Raw genomic sequence first — 21,629 nt, 5'->3', positions numbered from 1 at the left:
CTTACTTGGTTATTCAAAAGGCGTAGGATCGCCTTCACCAACTCGAATGATCGTTGGAAAATCTTCCGATAAGTCAATCACTGTTGTTGGTTTCTCGCCCAAATAACCACCATTTAAAATCAAATCCACCTGCTTTTCTAGCATATCTCTGATTTGCTCTGGATCATGTTCAGCATGTTCTTGATCCGGCAAGATGAGGGTCGTTGACATTAACGGTTCACCTAAGGCTTGCAATAAATCCATCGCAATTTTGTTATTGGGGATACGAATACCTATGGTATTTCGTTTGGGATTTAACAACCGCTTTGGTACTTCTTTGGTCCCTTTAAAGATAAAGGTATATGGACCTGGGGTATTATTTTTTAATAAGCGAAAATTTGTGTTATCAACACGGGCATAGACTGAAAGCTCAGATAAATCTTGGCACAACAAGGTAAAGTTATGATCTTTCTTTATATTTTTTATCCGACAAATCCTTTCTAAGGCTTTTTTGTCACCTATATGACAGCCCAGCGCATAGCCTGAGTCGGTAGGGTAAACCACAACGCCACCGTTATGTATAATGTCCACAGCTTGTTTGATTAATCGTTGCTGCGGATTGTCTGGATGCATGTAAAAAAACTGACTCATCTTTAATCCTTAATATTTATTGGGTCCAATTTTGCCAAACCAATGGCAGCGGTTCGGGTAAGGTTAAATTTCGCCCTAAATCACTCCAAGGCGTGGGAAAGTGAAAATCTGAACCTATTGAACCTTGTAAATCATATTGATGACATAGCTCAATCAATAATTTTCTCTGTTGTTGGTTTAATTGACAAGATGCAACTTCCATAGCATCACCACCAACGTCTTTAAAATCAATAATTAATCGACGTAACCATTTGGTTGATAAATCATACTTTAATGGGTGTGCGATAACACTGTAACCACCGGCTGCTTTGATAACATCAACCGCTTCGTCAACGCGACACCATTGAGGTTTAACGTAAGCACGACGCCCTTTACCGATATATTTATCGAACGCTTTTTGCATCGTATTAACCACCCCTCGATGCTGTAAAACACGAGCAAAATGAGCTCTGGTAATGCTCCCATCTTGAGCCAACTCTTGCGCCTGTAAAAGACAGTCTTCAAAGCCGGCTTTTGCTAGTTTTTCAGCCATTAATTGAGCCCGTAGCTCTCGACTTTGCTGTTGGCGTGAAATTAATGCCTGCACCTTAGGGTGTTTAACATCAAGCCCTAGCCCGACAATATGTATTTCAAAATTTTGCCATAAGGTCGAAATCTCAATGCCAGAAATAAGCGTTAAGGGCAGCTGATTTTCATTAATATACTGGCTAGCTTGTTCAAATCCAGACACTGTATCATGATCAGTAATGGCTAACTGATCCAACTGATAGTTACACGCTCTATCAATCAACTCTTGCGGAGTTAAGTGACCGTCAGAGCAATTGGTATGGCTGTGTAAATCAACTCGTAAAGGTTCCATATTAACCTGATTTTTTTCGCTCATTTAGGTTGACTTCACTGCAATAATGCTGTTTCCTATAATTGTAACTACAGTTTACTGATATCCCGATAAAATGAACAGGTATTTAATCAGTAAACCTTGTTCAAGTTGGTGGTAACAACAGCGCCTATAAATAAGTAAAACGGTAAAAATAAACTTACGGACACGCACAATGGCTCAACTTCAAAACATGATTTCAATTTGGTGGTGGCATAACTCAACATAACGGGTTGTGAGCTTTGTGACAGGCAAAATTTATCGAAACCCGCTTATCACAAGCGGGTTTTTTGTTTTTTGGCTTTATAGTTGGCACCGAAAAACAATCTAAGCACATCGTAAATTCGTTTACAATCAGGAAGTTAGAGGCAAAAACAGTAATAACACATTGCAAGCTTGGTTACTCTGGTAATAACAATGTAATAGCACCAGTTAATCACTTAGACGCTCACAGGATAAAACCATGAACACAGATTTTCGCATACAAAACACGACAACCATGTCCCTAGTGCCAATAAATACTGAGGGAAAATTATAATGTTTATGCCTCAATTGACCCCTGGCTTTGTTAATAGTCACAGCGTTGGTGCGCCTTATCAACCAGATCCTTTGGCTCTTTTTCAACACCTGTCAGCAAAAACCAGCAATACCTTGTTATTAGAATCGGCAGAAATTAGCGATAAACGGGCTTTAAAAAGTCTGATTTTAGTCGACCCTGCCGTTAAAATAGAATGTCATGGTCAAGAGGTCTCCATCGCGGCCAAAAGCAAAAATGGTGAAGCTGTTATTGCATTCTTACAGCAGCGTTTTGCCGCCCCTAAATTCAACAAGGATGTCACTTTTAAAGCCAGTTCAAATGACTTTCTAAAGTTAAGCTTTGCAGAACAAACACAGCCATTGGATGAACTTAGCCGCTTAAAAAGCAACAACCCGATGCAGGTTTTAAGGGAAATCCAATCCCTTGACGCGATAGAAGAGCATCCCTTTGCCATATTTTTAGGCGGTATATTTGCCTTTGATCTGATTTCATTAGCCGAAGAACTGCCGACAGTGAAAGACAGCGACAACGTGTGTCCTGATTATGTGTTTTATTTGGCTGAAACGCTGCTGATTATCGATCATAAACAACAAACAACCGAAATCCTCGCCAATGTCTTTAGTGGCTCCAATCAGCAGCAATGTCAACAAAGCTTGTTGCAACAAATAGAGTATTTACAAAGCCTTTGTGCCACCCCGTACTTGTTTGCAAGGCTAGACTTGTCATTGACCGAAACGCAACCCAAGGCCAAAGAAGATATTTCTGACCTCGAATTTTGCCAACAAGTAGATTCTTTAAAAGAGCACATTCTTGCCGGTGATATTTTTCAAGTTGTGCCTTCTAGAACCTTCTCATTGCCATGCACCGATCCAATCAAAGCGTATCAGGCGTTAAAACAAACCAACCCAAGCCCATATATGTTTTATATTAAGGATGACAACTTTGTGTTGTTTGGCGCCTCACCAGAGTCGGCATTAAAATTTACCCAAAAAACGCGTCAAGTCGAACTCTATCCTATCGCCGGCACCCGAGGCCGAGGGTTTAAAGACAATGGCGAATACAATTTAGATTTAGATGGTCGAATTGAGCTTGAACTTCGAAACGATGAGAAAGAAAAAGCCGAACATTTGATGCTAGTCGATTTAGCACGTAATGACATTGCTCGGGTGTCAAAAGGAGGGACTCGTCACGTTGCTGAACTGCTAAAAGTTGATCGTTACTCGCATGTCATGCATTTAGTCTCACGAGTGTGTGGTAGCCTTTCTGATGACCTTGATGCCTTGCATGCTTATCAAGCTTGCATGAATATGGGCACCCTATCAGGAGCGCCCAAAGTAAAAGCGACCGAGCTAATTCGTAAAATAGAAGGCAAGCGACGCGGCAGTTATGGCGGCGCCGTTGGCTATTTAAATGGCGACGGAGACATGGACACATGTATCGTCATTCGGTCTGCTTTTGTCAAATCCTCCATTGCCCATGTCCAAGCAGGTGCTGGTGTTGTTTTTGACTCAACGCCTCAGGCTGAAGCGGATGAAACCAGACAAAAAGCGCAAGCTGTCATTAAAGCGATTCAAATAGCCAATCAAGCGAAAAATCAGCTTTTAGCAACCTACGATAACGGAGAACAGTAAAATGTCGGTAAAATTGTTTATGCTCGATAACCTGGACTCATTTACCTACAACTTAGTTGACGAATTTAAGGCGCTTGGCTTTGAGCCCATCATTTATCGTAACACCATTGATGCCAATTATATTTTTGAGCAAATCCAGCAACAGCAAGAGCCGGTCATTTTAGTGTTATCTCCAGGCCCTGGCGATCCTCAAAACGCTGGCTGTTTAATGGCGTTGATTAAATTGGCGGTCGGTAAAATTCCCATTTTTGGTATTTGTTTGGGTCACCAAGCGCTAGTCGAACATTACGGCGGAAAAGTCGACCGTGCAGGTGAGATTGTTCATGGCAAAGCGTCACTCATCACCCATCAACAACAGGGACCATTTATTAACCTACCTTCACCGCTGCCGGTCGCCAGGTACCATTCTTTGGTGGCAACCATCATGCCAGAGCAACTTGAATTGCTGGCAGAATACAAGCAGTTGCCTATGGCCGTTGCGAACAAAAAAGATAAAACCTTGGGGTTTCAATTTCACCCAGAGTCACTTTTAACCTCAAAAGGCAGTCAACTCATTAAGCAAAGCTTTGACTTTTTGCTCGATCAGCAATTGCAGGAATAACAAGATGAACAATCTATTACAGCAACTTATAGACCAACACGATTTATCGATGCCGCAAGCCCAAGAGTTTTTTGCTGATGTGGTTAACGGTAACGTTGCGCCAGAACGCTTAGCGGCGGTGCTTACAGCATTAAAAATGAAAGGCGAAAGCCCTGACGAAATAGCCGGAGCCGCAGTTGCTATTAGACAAGCTGCGACCGCTTTTCCGCGCATGCCCTACCCTTTAGTCGACTGCGTAGGAACTGGCGGAGATGGCGCTAACACCATTAATATTTCAACTACGGCGGCTATTGTTGCTGCGTGTTGTGGTCTTAAAGTCGCCAAACATGGTAACCGCAGTGTTTCCAGTAAATCAGGTTCAGCGGATTTGTTGGAAGCGTTTGAGGTTAATCTCAATATGACGCCGGAAGTTGCGGCGAAGTGTATTGACCAAACCAATTTATGTTTTTTATTTGCCCCTAAATACCACACTGGCTTTAAACACGCCGGCCCAGTTCGTCAAGCCATGGGGGTGCGAACCATATTCAATATCTTGGGACCTCTTGTAAATCCGGCCTCACCAAAAGTGATGCTACTTGGTGTCTACAGTGAGGCTTTATTAGAACCGATGGCCAAAGCACTGGTGCTCACTGGCGTAGAGCGAGCCTGGGTCGTACATGGTAGTGGTCTAGACGAATTGGCCATTCATGGTGATTCTACCGTGCTAGAAATACAAGATGGCAAAATTAAACCGCTCAAGATCAATCCCGAAGATTTTGGCTTAAAAAGGCACCCGATAAAAGACATAGAAGGTGGTACACCTGAACAAAATGCCGAATTTACTCGCGCTATCTTAACGGGTAAAGGGCAGCAGGCGCACCGTGATGCGGTGATCTTAAATGCTGCCGCCCTACTTTATTTGGCCGAAAAGGCCACTTCTTACTTAAACGCAAGTGAGCAAGTGAAACAGGTTTTAGCCTCTGGTCTTGCTGCACAAACGATTCAAAAAATGGCGCAGATCAGTCATGGTTAATATTTTACAAAAGATAGTTTCAGACAAGTTAACCGAAATTGAACGGTTAAAACAAGAAATGCCGCTGGCAAGTTTTATTGACCAGATGAAACCGACAACAAAAGACATGTATCAGGCCTTGTCAAAGCCTCAAGCAAGCTTTATTTTGGAGTGTAAAAAAGCGTCGCCCTCAAAAGGTTTAATTCGCCAGCACTTTGATCCGGTCGCGATCAGTAAAATTTATCAAGGCTACGCCAGCGCGATTTCAGTGCTCACTGACGAAAAATATTTTCAAGGTCATCATCAGTACTTAAAACAGGTCGCTGACAGCGTTGACTGCCCAGTACTAAATAAAGATTTTTTCATTGATGAGTATCAAATCCATTTAGGTCGATACTATGGTGCGGATGCCATATTACTGATGCTTAGCGTGTTAGATGATGAGCAATATAAAGCCTTGGCTAAGGTCGCTGAATATTACAATATGGCGATTTTAACCGAAGTATCTAATAAGCCAGAAACTGAGCGTGCTATTGCTTTAAATGCTCGATTAATTGGTATTAATAACCGTAACTTACGTGATCTAACAACCGATATAAGCCGTACCTTTGAACTTGCACCTATGATCCCAGAAGACAGGTTAGTACTGTCAGAATCCGGTCTTTATACCAACAAACAAGTCAGAGAAATTGCACCGGCTGTGGATGGATTTTTAGTTGGTAGCTCAATCATGGCCGAACAGGACATCGATTTTGCCTGTCGCAAACTGATTTATGGTCAGCACAAAGTTTGCGGACTTACCCGAGCTAAAGATGTTATCCAAGTCATTGAACAAGGAGGGGTTTATGCAGGTTTAATATTTGCTCAGCAATCACCACGACAGCTTAATATTGAGCAAGCTATTGAATTACAAAAACACGTGGCAGATAACACTCAGCAGGCCATTCGTTATGTTGGGGTCTTTGTTAACCAACCGATCGAGCTTATTGTTGATGCGGTGACAAAATTAAATTTATATGCTGTGCAATTACACGGTAACGAAGATGGGTTATACATCGAGCAATTAAAAATCGCACTTGCTAACACCCCAGAGCTTAAAATCATTAAAGCCGTCAGTGTCAATAACGCGATAACACTCCCTGATGCCGATGCCAATGCCGATTTTTATTTATTAGACAACAAGCAAGGTGGTAGTGGAAAAACATTTGATTGGCAATTACTTAATCAAACCAATAGCGATTTATCAACCTGCTTTTTAGCCGGTGGGCTTAGTCCAGACAATTTAGCTAATGCGATACGAGCAATGAACGATTTTGACCTTTTTGGTTTGGATTTGAACTCCGGCTTGGAGTCAGCCCCAGGGCAAAAAGATGATGATAAAATTTCTCAGGCTTTCGGCCTGTTAAGACAGTATTAAGAGAGACTGAACTTATGACTCAATCAACTTCAACGTTAAATCCCTATTTTGGCGATTTCGGTGGCATGTTCGTCAGCGAATTACTGGTCCCTGCGCTAGAACAGCTGGAAGCCGCTTTTGTTCAATCTCAAAGCGATGAAGAATTTAAAAACGAATTCGAGCAACTGCTAAACCGCTATGCCGGTCGTCCAACCCCACTCACCCTGTGTCGAAATTTAGTCAACAATCCATTGGCTAAAATTTACTTAAAGCGTGAAGACCTATTGCACGGCGGGGCCCATAAAACCAACCAAGTTTTAGGCCAAGCGCTGTTGGCCAAACGCATGGGCAAAACCGATATTATTGCAGAAACGGGGGCTGGCCAACACGGTGTTGCCACCGCTTTAGCTTGTGCTTTATTAGGGTTAAAGTGTCGCATTTATATGGGCAAAGTCGATTGTGAGCGCCAAGAGCCGAATGTATTTAGAATGCGCTTAATGGGCGCTGAAGTCATTCCTGTGACCGCTGGCTCTGGTACCCTTAAAGATGCGGTAAATGAAGCCTTGCGCGATTGGTCGGCAAACTATGATAGTGCTCATTACTTGTTAGGTACAGCCGCCGGCCCGCACCCTTTTCCAACCATGGTTCGAGAATTTCAAAAAATGATTGGTGAAGAAGCGAAACAGCAAATATTAGCCGATGAAAACAGATTACCCGATTATGTTGTTGCCTGTGTTGGCGGTGGGTCAAATTCAATCGGTATGTTTAATGATTTTATTGCTGATTTGTCGGTCAAATTGATTGGTGTTGAAGCCGGTGGTAAAGGGGTCGATAGCAAGCATCATGGTGCAACCCTTGTTGCTGGCACGAAAGGTATGCTTCATGGTGCATATACCTACATTATGCAAAATCAAGATGGCCAAATAGAAGAGTCTTATTCGGTCTCTGCAGGTCTAGATTACCCAGCGGTAGGGCCACAACATGCGCAATTAAAGGATTCAGGCCGCGCTCAATATGTTGCCATCAACGACGATGAAGCTTTGGCGGCGTTTCAAGCCTTGTCTAAATCAGAAGGCATTATCCCAGCCTTAGAATCATCGCATGCTTTAGCTTATGCGATGAAATTGGCAGAACAAGCAACAGAAAAAACCATTATTTTGGTTAATCTTTCTGGGCGTGGCGATAAAGACCTTGCCCATGTACAAAGTATTTTAAGCGGTGAAAATTACCGGGAGAACAGATAATGGAAAATCAACTAACCACCGCTATACGCTATCAACGTCGTTTTGCCGAGTTAAAAACGAAACAACAAGGCGCCTTTATTCCATTTGTCACCTTAGGAGATCCAGGTAAAGCGCAATCGATTAAGATCATTAAGACTCTTATAGATGCCGGTGCCGATGCTCTAGAGCTTGGGATCCCATTTTCAGATCCGAGCGCCGATGGTTTAACCATTCAAAAAGCCGCAAAGCGAGCGTTAGATGCTCAGGTTAATACCGATGATTGTATTGACATAATTCGCCAAATTCGTCAATACGATGCCAACATCCCTATTGGCTTATTGCTTTATGCTAATTTGGTGTTTGCCCGTGGCATCGATAAATTTTATGCACAAATGCAAGCGGCAGGGGTAGATTCTATCTTAATTGCCGATGTGCCCATGCGTGAAAGCACGCCTTTTACCCATGCGGCGCTAAAACATCATATAGCCCCAATATTTATTGCCCCGCCAAATGCCAGCGCCGACACTTTAGAGCAAGTATCGTCAAAAACCCAAGGCTACACCTATGTGCTTAGCAGAGCTGGGGTAACAGGTACTGAAGTTGTCGCCGACATGCCAAGTAATGCCTTGTTACGTTCGCTCCAAACTTACCAAGCTCCTGAGCCGATTTTAGGTTTTGGGATTTCAACCCCAGAGCACGTTAAAGATGCTCTGAGCAGAGGCGCTAAAGGGGCCATTAGTGGCAGCGCGGTGGTCAAGATCATCGAACAAAACCTTGCAGATGAAGACAAAATGCTTGCTCAATTATCTTCATTCGTTCGTACCATGAAGGCAGCAACCAATAAAGGTGAAAACAGCTAAACAAGGTTGTGTTTAGAAAACCTAACTTGCTACACTAAACAGAGGGCCGAAAAACTTTCGGCCCTAAAGGAGAACAACATGAGTTGGTTTATCGTCGCCTTTATTGCTTTTGCCGTATTGTTTATTGTTGGTGGGCTTTATTACATCTACAAAAGTGCAACCAAATTTAAACTCACCAAAGGGCAACTCGAACGCATCAAAAAAAGAAATGAAGCGTTTGATAAAGAAGAAGAAAACGAACGCTAAACAGGGAATTTAACTACGATAAATGGTTTGAATTAAATGAAAGCCAAATTGGGTTTTTACTGGCCCATGTATTTTTAGTACTTCTTTTTTAAACACCACATCATCAAACGCTTTAACCATTTGACCACGACGAAATTCACCTAAATCGCCACCTTTTTTACCTGAAGGACAAAGAGAGTGTTTTTTAGCTAATTTGCCAAAGTCTTCCCCTTTTTCAAGTTGCTTCTTTAGCTTTTCCGCCAACGCTTTGTCTTTAACCAAAATATGTCGAGCGCATGCATTTGCCATATATGTCTCCAAAATCATTTTATAAAATGTTATTTTACCTCTAGCATAAACAATTTGCACCGTTTTGCCTTATTATCGACATGGTAAATATAGCCATATTCTCTTCGGTGGTACGTCGGGTTATACCAACCCCATTTAGCGGATTTATCATCTGCGCTTTTTGCAATCTAAGATGCCAAGTAAGTAATAACTTGCTGGCGATGCTCTTACCAGTCGGAATAAACTTTACAATGGCGTAAGATTTTCCGACAATAGCAAAACATATCATTTTCTAATACCAATATGACTTCCCTAACACACCTTTTTGAAAATAATAAGAAATGGGCTGAAGAAATTAAGCAACAAACACCTGATTTTTTTGACCAGTTATCTCAACAGCAATCGCCAGAATATCTGTGGATTGGATGTTCTGACTCCAGAGTCCCAGCCAATCAACTGTTAGGCTTACAACCAGGTGAGATCTTTGTTCACCGCAATATCGCTAACGTTGTTGTGCATACCGATTTAAATTGTTTGTCGGTGTTGCAATATGCCGTTGATGTATTAAAGGTAAAACATATTATTGTCTGTGGTCATTATGGTTGCGGGGGCGTTGCGGCCTCGATGGATAATCAACAACACGGCTTGATCGATAATTGGTTACGACACATCAATGATGTCTATCGGTTGAATAAAGCCGAAGTAAAAAGCCTTGAAGGCAAAGCTAAAATCGACAGAATGTGCGAATTGAATGTTATGGAGCAGGTAATGAATGTTGCTAAAACCACCATTTTAATTAACGCTTGGAAAAACCAACAAAAAATCAGTGTGCACGGCTTTATCTACAACATCAAAGATGGTGTTTTAAAAGATCTTAATGTGAGTGTCTCTGGCTTAAGCTAGTTGCTGCGGTTAACACTTGAATAAAAAAAATAGCGCCTAATGGCGCTATTTTTGTTTCACTTTATCTTAGCCTATTTCACTAGGTGATTAGTGACGGTTACGTGCCGGGCGAGAACGGTCATTTCTCGGGCGACTTTGACGCACTTCGATTTGACCATCGAATACCGAAATGTCTAATTGTTTTCTGCGTACACGTACACGGCGTAGTTGCTCATAAGCATCCTTTGGCATTCCTTTTGGAAGTTGCACTAAGGCATGGTTATCGTTTAGGTTAATTTGACCGATGTAAGCGCTATCTAAAGCGATTTCATTGGCAATTGCCCCTACGATGTCACCTGGACGTACACCATCTTCTTTACCCACTTCAATGCGGTAAGTTTGCCAGTCAATATCTGGACGATTTGCTGCTGGCTTGCGACGTTCACTACGACGCTCACTGCGATCGCCACGATCTGCACGATCATTACGATCATTACGATCATTACGATCACGGCCTTTACGCTCACCGCGGTCATTGCGATCACGGGCTTCACGATCTCTGCGCGGTTTTGGATCTTCTTTTGGTTGAAACGGTTGCTTCATTTGCTTTTCAAGTAACAAAGCAGCCGCTAAATCTTCGACACTCACGTCTGATTGCTCAGCCATTTGCGTTAAAATTTCACGCATTTTGTCTAGTTGCTTGCTTTCAACCGACTCAATAAGAGACTTACGACAACGCTCAATACGAATTTGACCAAGTTCTTGTACTGTTGGCAAATCAAAGGTATTAATAGTACCTGATGTTGCACGCTCATAGTGACGTAAGTTATACATTTCACGAGGACGAACAAACGAAATCGCGGTACCTTCACGACCGGCACGACCCGTACGACCGATACGGTGAACATAAGATTCTGTGTCACCAGGTAAATCGTAGTTAATCACTAAGTCAATGCGAGGAATATCTAGACCACGAGCAACAACGTCGGTTGCGATCATAATCGAGATTTTACCATTTTTTAACTGTTCAACGGTACGCTCACGTTGCGCTTGGTTCATATCACCATTTAGCGCCGCACATGGGTAGCCTAATCGTTCAAGTTGTTCTGCGACAGTAATGGTGTCATTACGCGTACGAACGAATACCAATAAAGCATCGTAGTCAAACGTTTCAACAATGCGTTCAATCGCGGTATTTTTATTGATACCACTTACTTTCCATGCCAATTGCGTGATGTTGGCTTTGGCTTTGCGCTCTGTTTCAATTTTCACATGCACAGGGTCAACCAAGAAACGATTAGCAACTTTGCGAATCGCAGGTGGCATGGTTGCTGAAAACAAGGCCATCTGAGTGCTTTCTGGTAAGTGATCTAAGATCCACTCGATGTCTTCTAAGAAGCCCATATTAAGCATTTCATCTGCTTCATCAAGGGCACAGAAAGCCAAAGAATCCAACTTTAACGACTTACGACGTAAGTGATCCATAAGTCGACCAGGAGTACCAACAATAACTTGAGCACCACGCTCTAATTGAGATAATTGAGGTCCGTAAGATTGACCACCGTAAAGCGTTGCTACGCGCAGGCCACGGATGTTTTTAGCAAACGCTTCCAAAGCTTCGGCAACCTGCATCGCTAATTCACGAGTTGGTGCAAGCACCATCATTTGTGGTTTACGGATGCTAGGATCAATTAAGGCAAGTGCCGGTAAACCAAATGCTGCGGTTTTACCTGTACCTGTTTGTGCTTCACCCAAAACATGTTGACCATTTAATAATGGTTTAATGGTTTGTGCCTGAATTGGCGTAGGATGGGTAAAACCCATTTCAGTTACTGCAGATAATAAAAATTCAGGCAAGCCTAAAGCTTCAAAGCCAGGCATGGCGATGTTTGTATCAGTCATAAAATTGTCTTCTAATAAGGCAGAAAAATACCCAACAAGGATCTGTCGATGGTATAAACACTGCGAAAAATATCGAGTCAACCACCGGAAGACTTATGGCGCGATCAAATACTGTTTTTGATCATGAGCTAAGCGAATGTTAGCTAGGCAAGTCAGTTGGCGGATGTAAACCCACGTATATATATTGGTCCGTTCACGAATCACGCTAATCCAAGATTAAGCCACAATATCTGTTCGTGAAATATGCAATATAGCATTAATTTCTGTCGGCATAATCGTAAAGCCGTACAAAAAGTCTGCGCATCATACCCGTTTGTAAAATTAATGCAAGCAACTGTCTGTAAAATTACGTAAACAAGATGTAATTTTAATCACTTTTTAGCCTTAATATCATTAACTTATCTATTTTGGAGTAAATTTACAAAAATTTTTTAAAACCGCTAAAACATCCCGATTTGGTTATTAAAGCAATTAAGGTATATTCGTTACTTTGAGAAAATAAGAATATAAAACAAACGAATATGGGGGCATAGGGGGGGCACAGGGGGCGTTTTGGCATTAAAAAATGCTCTGCTTAAACAGCAGAGCAAGAGGAGTATTATCATAAATAAACAATAACACCCTTATAACGTAAGAAAAATGTTAATGGATCAATGCAATCGAATATATTTTCACCTAAATGAATTTATATCTATGCTTCTTTTCTTGCCTATTATCGGTTATCAAAGCGATAAAAAAGCTCTGCAGGATATTCTGCAGAGCCAATAGGTAAACAATAAAAATGAGTGCAAAAGCGTGCATAAATTAGCCAGAGCGTTGGCCTTTTTATGCATCTTAAGGATTAGCTGTCGATATTAAACTCTCCTTTAACACCTTCAACTTTTAACCTTCCAGAGCCGCTATTGGTAATATTAAGACCACCAACATCAAAGACATCGATGTCTCCTGAACCATCTTCAATGGTTACCTGACCACCAACATGCTTAATCGTTAATTCACCCGAACCGTCATTAACCGTGACAGCACCTAAAACATCCACAATAGAGATAGCACCAGAACCATCAGTAACATCCAAATCGCCACTAACCTGAGAAATGGTAATGGCGCCTGAGCCATCTTCAACAATTAAATCAGCATCAAGGTTGTTAATTTCAATATTGCCAGAGCCATCGTCAATCTCAACAAAGTTAGCCATATTATGGATATAAATAGAACCTGAACCATCATCAATTGCAAGTGATAACTCTTTAGGCAGACGAATGAATAAATCAATACTGGGCGAATCGCCATGCCAAAAACCACTGCTTGAATGATGCTTAGCGACAAGTACGGCTTGCTCTTTCGACTTGCTTAGACTCAATTGGTAATTACGCTCTTTGGTGGTATAAACTTTTGCGGTGACTTGAATTTCATCCACTTCGGCACTTTCAATATGAATATCACCACTGCCTTGTTCTATCTCTAAAGATTGAATTTCGCTTGTTGCTAGAGCTAAGCGTTGCTCTAGCTGAACATCGGCTTTTTGCGCGCTAATGTGCACAACACAGCCAGACAACATAAAACCAGAAAGAGCGCATAAAGTTATTTGTTTAAACATAAATTTCCCTGTAAGTATGTATAAAAACCTATATATACAAAGTTCGCGCCAAAAACACCAAAGCATTGATATTAAAGGAATTAAAAACAAAACCCCGTAATGAAGTAAAATTTACTTAGTACGATACACAACTTTTTGGTCAAAATATAAAAACAGACCGGCGTTGCTCTTCGCTTATTTAATCATTTTGCATTTTGGTTGATTTCAAGAAGGCAAATTAGCTCCCCGCCAGACGGTTACAACATGGCTTTTATTAACGCACTGATCAGCACCACAAAAACCAAGACAATAATCACTTTGCTGTATTTTTGCTGCTCTTTCACGGCAAGTGGTTTTCCGTATTTTTCGCCGACAACAACCATCACCATCACCCCTAAAAATACCAGTATCAATATCCAAAACAAGGTCATATTAACGTCCTCTAATCACCCTCTGAACCATTAATCATTTCAGATAAATACAACAACTTATCTAAAGCTTGACCATGAATAGAGCGTCTTGAATAAGTGCCATCTCGCTTCATTTCACCCGCCGGCTGGTCAAATAAAACTTCCAACGCTTGATCGATGTTTTCTACCGCGTAAATAGTAAAATCTCCCTGCTCAACCGCGTTAATCACCTCAGGAGCGAGCATCAAATTAAGTTTGTTGGTTTTTGGGATAATAACCCCTTGCTCCCCCGTTAAGCCCTTATCTTTACAAAGACGGTAAAAACCCTCAATTTTTTCATTTACCCCACCAATCGATTGCACTTCACCATGTTGGTTTATCGAACCGGTCATTGCAATTGACTGCTTAATCGGTAATCGGGTAATGGAAGAAATTAACGCACATAATTCGGCCATAGACGCACTGTCGCCATCAATATGGCCATATGATTGCTCTATCGCTATGTTGGCAGAAATCGATAAGGGAAAACTTTGACCATATTTATGACCTAGGTAACCAATTAACAACAACACCCCTTTCGAGTGAATTGATTTGCCGAGCTCAGCTTCTCGTTCAATGTCGGTAACTCCTTGAGCCCCAGCATATACGGTGGCCGAGACTCTGGCTGGGGTACCAAAAACACTGTCACCGATTTCTAATACGGTTAAACCATTGACGCGACCAACCTCTTCACCTTGCGTTGAAATTAACACCTGCTTTTCTTTTATTTCTTGTAACCAAGTTTCGCTAAGACGCCCAGTTCGTCTATCTTTGGCCGCCAGCGCCGCTTCAACATGCTGTGCTTCTATATCACCAAGGCTGCCGTCCTTTTGCCAGAGAAAATGCGCTTCATCTAATAAATCATTTATTTGCACAATATTGGCTGATAGTTTTTGCTGATGTTCTGCTTTTCGTAGCGAGTAACGAATTAATAAACTTACGGCTTTGTCATTAACATTGGGGTAACCATGCTTTTGAGCATGTTGGCGAATTAAAATGGCGTAAGCTTTCAGGTTTTCTTGGTTATTTACCACATGACGATCAAAGTCAGCCAGAACACGAAACAGTTCGGTAAATTCTTGATCATACTCTTGCAAGGTATAATAAATATCCGAGGAGCCCAATAAAATCACCTTAACTTTTAACGGGATCTTTTCAGGTTGCAAAGTTAAGCCTCCCGGACTTAACTCAGAATGAGGATGCGATATTTGTAACTCTTGGGTTTTTAATGCCAGCTTTAAATGCTGCCAAATCATCGGTTGCATTAACAGCTTTTCGGCATCTAATAACAAATAACCACCATTTGCGCGATGCAAGGCACCGGCGCGGATCAAGCGATAGCTAGTGTAAGCGGCTCCTTGAATGGTGGAATAGTCGATATTACCAAATAAATTTTGAAAGGTTGGGTTTTGTTCATAAACCACGGGAGCGCCTTCTCCAGGAGTTCGTGCGACCAATAGGTTTGGCATAAACCTTTCAACCAAAATTTTACGGCACGCTTTATCATCTCGAGGGCTATCGGGCTTATCATCAACTAAAACCTCCAACACGATGTCGGTAATAAAGTTTTTAACTTGATGTAAGTATTTTAAAATGCCTATATTACTGGCAAATTCTCGCTCCAACTCTTTTAAAAGTGGGCGAATACTTTGCTCGGCGGTTTCAAATTTAAGCTTACGCAGTGCCACGCTCGATTCGCGCTTCCACAATGGCAATTCTAACAAGCTCTCACTTAATAAGGTTTCAAGCTCGCTAAGCAATTGATAAAATTCGGCTCTTTGGTTTTCATCAAGATTTGAAAACTCGCTGTCGTTTAATGGCTTACCATTAACGACGGGAGAAAAATTAATTTCGCCGTTATCTTCATACACCACCACATCTTTACTTAAGGCATAAGATTCAACGGTAGCAATGGCATCGTCATAACGCTGATTGAAGGCTCTGTCGATCGCCGCTTTGCGTCTTTGATAACCAGGGTTGTCAAAAATCTCAGGAAAAAGATCAAGTAAGTCATCAATTAAAGTATTAATTTTAGACTGCAGTTGCTTGCCTTCACCTGGATTTAAATACAATGTTAACGGGCATTGATGGTCGTCAAAGTTATTAACGTAACACCAATCATCTGCGGTTTGCTGATTGGCCGCAAACTCACTTAACATTTGACTGATTAAAGTCTGACGTCCGGTACCCGGCTCGCCCTTAGCGAATACGTTAAACCCGTTAGATGGCATCGACAAACCAAAATTTAGTGCCTCTTTTGCACGCTCATGACCAATAAACTTTTGCTTAACTTTTACATCCACCACACATTCTGAGAATAAATGCTCAGGTAAGTGGGCGGATAATTCATTGGCGGGAATTTTCAACGTATCGTTGTTAACATTCATATTGATATCGATCCTTCTCATATATCAACTTGGGAAAATCTCAAATCGGTTTTACGCAGTCGATTTGAGTAGTACAAGGTCAGTGTACCCCTGTCCTGTAGGAAATTGCAAAACAGATGCTTTAAACAAGCCACATACTCTCGATAAAATTTGCTTAGTTGCTTTTATAATCAGCTCTGAGGGTCAGTGTCGTCATTTTGCAAATCGAATCCTTTGCGGGTAAAGGTTTTGCCCTGACATTTCGGACAAGGCAGTATGGTAGTCGCATGATGAATGTCAATTTGGTGTTGACATTGTTGACAAATAATTTGACCAAATCCGATGACTTCCCCGGCTTGATAGACCCCGTCATGATTAAAGTCTTCTAACAATTCGCTCCATTCAACTTGCGATTGATCGGTCATATGAGCAAGGTGCTGCCACATCCCCTCTTGCAACGATTTAAGATACAGTGACTGTTCAGCGTCTTGTTTTAAACTCTTGTAAAAACCTAATAAATCTCGCTTAAAATCTTTCACCGACAATTGATATTCATTAACCGAAATATCTTCCGCTGCTTTGATGTATTCATCAGCTTGGTGCACCCAATTCATAATTGATAACTTTTCATCTTTTGAGGCCTCTTTCAACCAGCGAGAAATTTTATCAAAAACATTTTGATACTGTTGATTTGGCTTATTCATTTGTTATATCCACTTATTAACTCATATTTATTTAAAAAGTATAGTAAAGAGACGCAATTTGGTGTTCTTCTTCGGTGGCGTGGTTAAAGTAAATACGTTATTATTTGCGCAATATTTTAAATTCTAGTCTGTCGATACTTTAACAGCAGTTTTTACGCATAATAAGAGTCTTAAGCAAAGGCGAAAAACATTGGTTTTTTTGTCTTGTTTATGGTTCTAGTAGATTGGTTTTATACTCGGTTTTACCGCAACGCCTTTCTATGTATGTTCAATGTATGACTTGCTCACCCAGTACCCGACCAACGTTTGAGAAACCGTTAATGGAACCCATTTATAATCCTCAATCTATTGAGCAAAAAATCCAACAAAAGTGGACCGAAAATAAAACTTTTGAAGCGAAAGAAATCCCAGGTAAAGAAAAGTTCTACTGTCTTTCAATGTTTCCATACCCAAGTGGCAAATTGCACATGGGGCACGTTCGTAACTACACCCTAGGCGATGTGATCAGTCGATACCAACGCCTTCAAGGCAAGAACGTTATGCAACCTATGGGTTGGGATGCCTTTGGTCTACCAGCGGAAAATGCTGCCATTAACAACAAAACGGCGCCGGCTAAGTGGACATACCATAACATTGACTACATGCGTGAGCAGTTGAAGTTACTTGGTTTTGGCTACGACTGGAATCGAGAATTCGCAACCTGTCAAAAAGAATACTATCGCTGGGAACAGTGGTTCTTTACCAAGCTTTTTGAAAAAGGCTTAGTGTATAAGAAAAACGCGACGGTAAACTGGGATCCTGTTGACCAAACAGTATTGGCTAACGAACAAGTTATTGACGGTCGAGGCTGGCGCTCAGGCGCCAAAGTTGAACGTAAAGAAATCCCACAATGGTTTATTAAAATCACTGATTACGCGGAAGAGTTATTAAACGATTTGGATCAACTTGAAGGTTGGCCAGAACAAGTTAAAACCATGCAACGTAACTGGATTGGTCGTTCTGAAGGTGTTGAAATGACCTTCAACATTGCCCACTCAGATCAGAGTTTTGATATTTACACTACACGCCCTGATACCTTAATGGGGGTGACTTATGTGGCATTAGCAGCGCAACATCCATTAGCGCTTGCGGCGGCGAAAAACAACGCCGAATTAGCGACATTTATCGACGAGTGCAAAAACAACAAAGTTGCTGAAGCCGATATGGCGACCATGGAAAAGCTTGGCGTAGATACCGGACTGAAAGCGATTCACCCAATTACTGGTGAGCAAGTGCCAGTGTGGGCGGCCAACTTTGTATTGATGGATTACGGTTCAGGTGCGGTTATGTCTGTGCCGGGTCATGATCAACGCGACTATGAATTTGCCAACAAATACGGGCTTAACATCAAGCAAGTTATTGAAACGGGTGAAGGTGATATTAGTCAAGCTGCAATCACCGAAAAAGGCACCCTGATTAACTCAGGCCCATTTGATGGCTTAAGCTCAGAGCAAGCATTTAAAGCCATTGCTAAGCACTTGGCTGACAACAATCAAGGTAAGATCACCGTCAATTACCGCTTACGTGACTGGGGCGTATCTCGTCAACGTTACTGGGGTACACCAATTCCAATGTTAACCTTGGAAAATGGTGAGTCGGTACCGGTCCCTGCAGATCAACTTCCGGTGGAATTACCTGAAGACGTAGTGATGGACGGCGTAACGTCGCCAATTAAAGCCGACCCAGAGTGGGCAAAAACCACTTACCAAGGGCAGCCAGCATGGCATGAAACCGACACCTTTGACACCTTTATGGAATCAAGTTGGTATTATGCTCGCTATTGTTCTCCAGATCATAAAACAGGCATGTTAGACCCAGAAAAAGCCAACTACTGGTTGCCCGTTGATCAATATGTTGGTGGCATTGAACACGCCATCTTGCACTTATTGTATTCACGCTTTTTCCACAAATTATTACGTGATGTTGGTTTGGTAAACTCTGACGAACCGTTTAAGAGCTTGTTATGCCAAGGTATGGTGTTAGCCGATACCTACTTTAGAGAAGAAAGTAATGGTGCTCAAACATGGATCTCACCAAGCGATGTAGACGTCGAGCGTGACGACAAAGGTGGAGTGATCAAAGCCATCAGTAAATTGGACGGTAAAGAAGTTCAATCAGCGGGTATGAGCAAAATGTCAAAGTCAAAAAACAACGGCATCGACCCGCAACACGTTATTGAGCAATTTGGTGCCGATACCGTGCGTTTATTTATTATGTTCACCTCACCACCAGAGCAAACCTTAGAATGGTCAGATTCCGGTGTTGAAGGTGCACATCGTTTCTTAAAACGAGTTTGGAAACTTGTTTATGACGTAACTCAATCGGGTAATGCGCCAGCCTTAGCAGATGTTGAGCTAAGCTCAGCACATAAGAATCTACGTCGTGAATTGCATAAAACCATCGCTAAAGTGAGCGATGATATTGGTCGTCGTAACACCTTTAATACCGCCATTGCGGCAATTATGGAATTAATGAACAACCTTAACAAGGCCAAACTTGAAAGCGATGCAGATCGCGCCGTGATGAAAGAAGCGGTACAAGCCATTGTCTTAATGTTAGCGCCAATCACTCCGCACATGAGTCATGAATTATGGAACATTGTTGGTGATGGTTCTGAAGTTGAAGATGCAAACTGGCCTCAAGTTGATGAATCTGCCCTGATAGAAGACGAAAAGTTAGTCATCGTTCAAGTAAACGGTAAATTACGTTCAAAAATCACCGTTGCCGCTAATGCATCTCAAGAAGATGTTGAAAAGATTGCATTTCTGGAAGAGAATGTAGTTAAATTTACCGATGGCAAAACCCTACGTAAAGTGATTTACGTACCGGGTAAGTTATTGAACATAGTGGCGAATTAATGAATAAAATGGTTGCTTATCTAAAGTCTTACGGGTTGATACTCATTGCTCTTAGTGTATTAACTGGCTGTGGGTTTAAACTGCGTGGCGATTACTTATTGCCCGAAAGCATGACAACCTTGTACGTCAGTTCAACCGACGTACATGGAGAATTAACCCGTTTAGTTAAGCGCCATCTTAGCATTAATAATGTGCACATTGTTAAACAGAGCGCAGCTGGTATTCCCGAGCTGCGTATTCTAAACGATGGTTTAGACAGACGCACCCTTTCGCTATTTGAAAATGGTCAGGTAGCAGAATATGAACTTACTTATACGGTCAATTACGAAGTCATATTTGAAGGCCAAGAACAACAAAAGTTTGAATTTGAATTGCATCGCAATTATCAAGACAACCCAGACCGAGCCTTGGCGAAATCACGTGAATTGACTTTGCTTCGCACTGAAATGCGCGCTGAAGCTGCCAATCGAATTTTACGAAATCTGGCGACGATTCAACCTTAGATGCGCATTTATCACAGTAAACTTAGCACCCAACTCGCCCAGCCATTGTTACCTGTTTGGCTGGTGTTTGGTGATGAGATTTGGCAGAAAAATGACGCCTTAGACCGAATAAAAAACAGCGCGAAAGCGCAGGGCTTTGATGAACTTATTCGATTTACCAATGATGACAAATTAGATTGGAATCAGGTTTTTTCTGAGTATCAATCTTTGAGTCTTTTTTCCGAACAACGGTTAATTGAAATTGATTTAGTCAATAATAAAGTCGACAATCAAGCAAGCCAGATCATCGCGGATATTATTGCCTTAATTAACTCGCAACCGCAATTTGATGTGATGTTGCTCATACATGGCCCTAAGTTGGACTCAGCCGCAAGTCGAAAGAAATGGTTTAAGGGCCTAGAAAAAATCGGTTGTTATATTCCATTATATGAACTTGAAGGTAAGTCACTGCAAATTTGGTTAAATCAACAGTGTCAGCAATTTAACCTAAAAGTCAGCCCACAAGCACAAACCATGCTGTTGGATTTTTTTAGTGGCAATGCTCCGGCGCTTGCACAAGAGCTACAAAAACTGACCATATTATTCAACAACCAAACGATCAGTGCGCAAACTCTGGAAAAATTACTGATCAGACAAGCCAAGTTCACCCCATTTCAGCTGGTCGACGCGCTTCTTGGTGGTCACTTACATCAAGTTGCCGACATGCTTAGCCAATTAAAAAATGAGGGCAATGCCAGTGCCCAAGTGATTTGGATCTTGCACAAAGAATTAACTCAACTCGGAAAAATGCAACAGCAATTAGCGCAAGGCATGACCTGGGCGGATGTGTACAAAGAACACAAGGTTTGGGATAAGAAAAAACCGTTATACCAACACGCATTACAATCAATCCGGCCAGAGCATATAAAAATTGCCAAACAACGCTTAGCTAAAATTGATTTATTAACCAAAACCAGCAGTGACTTTGACGATTACTTATTATTGCTAGACGTGTGCATGAGCCTATACCATGGTGATGTAACGCAATTATTTCCCCTTGATGAATTAGCTTAAAAAATTTTAAATAAAAATCGTGATAACATCTGGTAAG

At 41.7% G+C, this 21,629-nt stretch carries 20 protein-coding genes; 11 read left to right on the top strand and 9 right to left on the bottom strand.

Features of this window, described 5'->3' with window-relative positions; all coding sequences use genetic code 11:
* Positions 1 to 9: 9 nt before the first annotated feature.
* Both ACAY00_RS03145 and rnm read right to left on the bottom strand, forming a co-directional pair.
* On the bottom strand, positions 10 to 630 hold the full coding sequence (locus tag ACAY00_RS03145) for an L-threonylcarbamoyladenylate synthase (RefSeq protein ID WP_371377127.1): 621 nt from the start codon (positions 628 to 630) through the stop codon (positions 10 to 12).
* Between the two features lie 16 nt (positions 631 to 646).
* The gene (rnm, locus tag ACAY00_RS03140) at positions 647 to 1,513 is read right to left on the bottom strand and encodes an RNase RNM (protein WP_371377124.1); all 867 of its coding nucleotides are present in this window, start codon (positions 1,511 to 1,513) and stop codon (positions 647 to 649) included.
* 531 nt (positions 1,514 to 2,044) lie between these two features.
* Here rnm and ACAY00_RS03135 point away from each other — a divergent pair.
* The 7 genes from ACAY00_RS03135 (at position 2,045) to ACAY00_RS03105 (ending at position 8,993) form a co-directional block, all read left to right on the top strand.
* Positions 2,045 to 3,676 (top strand): anthranilate synthase component 1, encoded by a 1,632-nt coding sequence (locus ACAY00_RS03135; RefSeq protein ID WP_371377122.1) that lies wholly within the window; start codon positions 2,045 to 2,047, stop codon positions 3,674 to 3,676.
* A 1-nt stretch (position 3,677) separates the two neighbouring features.
* On the top strand, positions 3,678 to 4,277 hold the full coding sequence (locus ACAY00_RS03130) for an aminodeoxychorismate/anthranilate synthase component II (RefSeq protein ID WP_371377119.1): 600 nt from the start codon (positions 3,678 to 3,680) through the stop codon (positions 4,275 to 4,277).
* Between the two features lie 4 nt (positions 4,278 to 4,281).
* Positions 4,282 to 5,289, top strand: a complete 1,008-nt coding sequence (trpD, locus tag ACAY00_RS03125) for an anthranilate phosphoribosyltransferase (protein WP_371377116.1) — start codon at positions 4,282 to 4,284, stop codon at positions 5,287 to 5,289.
* Positions 5,282 to 6,685 carry a bifunctional indole-3-glycerol-phosphate synthase TrpC/phosphoribosylanthranilate isomerase TrpF gene (trpCF, locus tag ACAY00_RS03120; protein WP_371377113.1) on the top strand — a complete coding sequence of 468 codons (1,404 nt, stop codon included), beginning with the start codon at positions 5,282 to 5,284 and terminating at the stop codon, positions 6,683 to 6,685. Before trpD ends, trpCF begins: the two co-directional genes overlap by 8 nt.
* Positions 6,686 to 6,699: 14 nt before the next feature.
* Entirely contained in the window at positions 6,700 to 7,908 is a 1,209-nt protein-coding gene (gene trpB, locus ACAY00_RS03115; protein ID WP_371377110.1) for a tryptophan synthase subunit beta, read from the top strand.
* A complete protein-coding gene (trpA, locus tag ACAY00_RS03110) occupies positions 7,908 to 8,747 on the top strand; it encodes a tryptophan synthase subunit alpha (RefSeq protein ID WP_371377108.1) in 840 nt (279 codons plus the stop codon). The genes trpB and trpA overlap by 1 nt, the downstream gene beginning before the upstream one ends.
* A 78-nt stretch (positions 8,748 to 8,825) precedes the next feature.
* The gene (locus ACAY00_RS03105; RefSeq protein WP_371377105.1) at positions 8,826 to 8,993 is read left to right on the top strand and encodes a DUF2897 family protein; all 168 of its coding nucleotides are present in this window, start codon (positions 8,826 to 8,828) and stop codon (positions 8,991 to 8,993) included.
* Positions 8,994 to 9,002: 9 nt separating this feature from the next.
* On the opposite strand, the gene ppiC is transcribed toward ACAY00_RS03105, so the two are convergent.
* Both ppiC and ACAY00_RS03095 read right to left on the bottom strand, forming a co-directional pair.
* Positions 9,003 to 9,281 carry a peptidylprolyl isomerase PpiC gene (gene ppiC, locus ACAY00_RS03100; RefSeq protein ID WP_371377102.1) on the bottom strand — a complete coding sequence of 93 codons (279 nt, stop codon included), beginning with the start codon at positions 9,279 to 9,281 and terminating at the stop codon, positions 9,003 to 9,005.
* A 40-nt stretch (positions 9,282 to 9,321) separates the two neighbouring features.
* Positions 9,322 to 9,549, bottom strand: coding sequence for a hypothetical protein (locus ACAY00_RS03095; RefSeq protein ID WP_371377099.1), 228 nt, complete (start codon positions 9,547 to 9,549; stop codon positions 9,322 to 9,324).
* Positions 9,550 to 9,563: 14 nt separating this feature from the next.
* Between ACAY00_RS03095 and can the strand changes: the two genes are divergently transcribed.
* The gene (gene can / locus ACAY00_RS03090; RefSeq protein WP_371377096.1) at positions 9,564 to 10,163 is read left to right on the top strand and encodes a carbonate dehydratase; all 600 of its coding nucleotides are present in this window, start codon (positions 9,564 to 9,566) and stop codon (positions 10,161 to 10,163) included.
* Positions 10,164 to 10,250: 87 nt separating this feature from the next.
* Here can and ACAY00_RS03085 read toward each other — a convergent pair whose 3' ends face one another.
* From ACAY00_RS03085 to ACAY00_RS03065, 5 genes are all read right to left on the bottom strand, one after another.
* A complete protein-coding gene (locus ACAY00_RS03085; protein WP_371377093.1) occupies positions 10,251 to 12,044 on the bottom strand; it encodes a DEAD/DEAH box helicase in 1,794 nt (597 codons plus the stop codon).
* An 841-nt stretch (positions 12,045 to 12,885) separates the two neighbouring features.
* A complete protein-coding gene (locus tag ACAY00_RS03080) occupies positions 12,886 to 13,641 on the bottom strand; it encodes a DUF4097 family beta strand repeat-containing protein (protein WP_371377091.1) in 756 nt (251 codons plus the stop codon).
* Positions 13,642 to 13,877: 236 nt separating this feature from the next.
* Positions 13,878 to 14,051, bottom strand: coding sequence for a hypothetical protein (locus ACAY00_RS03075; protein WP_371377088.1), 174 nt, complete (start codon positions 14,049 to 14,051; stop codon positions 13,878 to 13,880).
* An 11-nt stretch (positions 14,052 to 14,062) separates the two neighbouring features.
* Positions 14,063 to 16,456: an AAA family ATPase gene (locus ACAY00_RS03070; protein WP_371377085.1), complete on the bottom strand. Its 2,394-nt coding sequence runs from the start codon at positions 16,454 to 16,456 to the stop codon at positions 14,063 to 14,065.
* Positions 16,457 to 16,626: 170 nt separating this feature from the next.
* Positions 16,627 to 17,139 (bottom strand): zinc ribbon-containing protein, encoded by a 513-nt coding sequence (locus tag ACAY00_RS03065; protein WP_371377082.1) that lies wholly within the window; start codon positions 17,137 to 17,139, stop codon positions 16,627 to 16,629.
* A gap of 320 nt (positions 17,140 to 17,459) precedes the next feature.
* Here ACAY00_RS03065 and leuS point away from each other — a divergent pair, with 320 nt between their 5' ends.
* Genes leuS through holA form a run of 3 tightly spaced genes read left to right on the top strand, consistent with a single transcriptional unit; the run spans position 17,460 to position 21,592 of the window.
* Positions 17,460 to 20,036: a leucine--tRNA ligase gene (gene leuS / locus ACAY00_RS03060; protein WP_371377080.1), complete on the top strand. Its 2,577-nt coding sequence runs from the start codon at positions 17,460 to 17,462 to the stop codon at positions 20,034 to 20,036.
* On the top strand, positions 20,036 to 20,539 hold the full coding sequence (gene lptE / locus ACAY00_RS03055; protein ID WP_371377078.1) for an LPS assembly lipoprotein LptE: 504 nt from the start codon (positions 20,036 to 20,038) through the stop codon (positions 20,537 to 20,539). Before leuS ends, lptE begins: the two co-directional genes overlap by 1 nt.
* A complete protein-coding gene (holA, locus tag ACAY00_RS03050) occupies positions 20,540 to 21,592 on the top strand; it encodes a DNA polymerase III subunit delta (protein WP_371377075.1) in 1,053 nt (350 codons plus the stop codon).
* Positions 21,593 to 21,629: the final 37 nt, after the last annotated feature.

It is taken from the genome of Thalassotalea sp. 273M-4, assembly GCF_041410465.1.
Classification (GTDB): domain Bacteria; phylum Pseudomonadota; class Gammaproteobacteria; order Enterobacterales; family Alteromonadaceae; genus Thalassotalea_A; species Thalassotalea_A aquiviva.
This window is presented reverse-complemented; position numbering and strand designations above follow the sequence as displayed.

Bases quoted from the DNA above. Each gene is read 5' to 3' on its own strand.
- ACAY00_RS03065 (WP_371377082.1), bottom strand. From the start codon at position 17,139: ATGAATAAGCCAAATCAACAGTATCAAAATGTTTTTGATAAAATTTCT.
- trpB (WP_371377110.1), top strand. From the start codon at position 6,700: ATGACTCAATCAACTTCAACGTTAAATCCCTATTTTGGCGATTTCGGT.
- ACAY00_RS03145 (WP_371377127.1), bottom strand. From the start codon at position 630: ATGAGTCAGTTTTTTTACATGCATCCAGACAATCCGCAGCAACGATTA.
- ppiC (WP_371377102.1), bottom strand. From the start codon at position 9,281: ATGGCAAATGCATGCGCTCGACATATTTTGGTTAAAGACAAAGCGTTG.
- lptE (WP_371377078.1), top strand. From the start codon at position 20,036: ATGAATAAAATGGTTGCTTATCTAAAGTCTTACGGGTTGATACTCATT.
- rnm (WP_371377124.1), bottom strand. From the start codon at position 1,513: ATGAGCGAAAAAAATCAGGTTAATATGGAACCTTTACGAGTTGATTTA.
- ACAY00_RS03070 (WP_371377085.1), bottom strand. From the start codon at position 16,456: ATGAATGTTAACAACGATACGTTGAAAATTCCCGCCAATGAATTATCC.
- ACAY00_RS03080 (WP_371377091.1), bottom strand. From the start codon at position 13,641: ATGTTTAAACAAATAACTTTATGCGCTCTTTCTGGTTTTATGTTGTCT.
- ACAY00_RS03130 (WP_371377119.1), top strand. From the start codon at position 3,678: ATGTCGGTAAAATTGTTTATGCTCGATAACCTGGACTCATTTACCTAC.
- trpD (WP_371377116.1), top strand. From the start codon at position 4,282: ATGAACAATCTATTACAGCAACTTATAGACCAACACGATTTATCGATG.
- ACAY00_RS03075 (WP_371377088.1), bottom strand. From the start codon at position 14,051: ATGACCTTGTTTTGGATATTGATACTGGTATTTTTAGGGGTGATGGTG.
- ACAY00_RS03135 (WP_371377122.1), top strand. From the start codon at position 2,045: ATGTTTATGCCTCAATTGACCCCTGGCTTTGTTAATAGTCACAGCGTT.
- ACAY00_RS03095 (WP_371377099.1), bottom strand. From the start codon at position 9,549: ATGATATGTTTTGCTATTGTCGGAAAATCTTACGCCATTGTAAAGTTT.
- ACAY00_RS03105 (WP_371377105.1), top strand. From the start codon at position 8,826: ATGAGTTGGTTTATCGTCGCCTTTATTGCTTTTGCCGTATTGTTTATT.
- leuS (WP_371377080.1), top strand. From the start codon at position 17,460: ATGGAACCCATTTATAATCCTCAATCTATTGAGCAAAAAATCCAACAA.
- trpCF (WP_371377113.1), top strand. From the start codon at position 5,282: ATGGTTAATATTTTACAAAAGATAGTTTCAGACAAGTTAACCGAAATT.
- trpA (WP_371377108.1), top strand. From the start codon at position 7,908: ATGGAAAATCAACTAACCACCGCTATACGCTATCAACGTCGTTTTGCC.
- can (WP_371377096.1), top strand. From the start codon at position 9,564: ATGACTTCCCTAACACACCTTTTTGAAAATAATAAGAAATGGGCTGAA.
- ACAY00_RS03085 (WP_371377093.1), bottom strand. From the start codon at position 12,044: ATGACTGATACAAACATCGCCATGCCTGGCTTTGAAGCTTTAGGCTTG.
- holA (WP_371377075.1), top strand. From the start codon at position 20,540: ATGCGCATTTATCACAGTAAACTTAGCACCCAACTCGCCCAGCCATTG.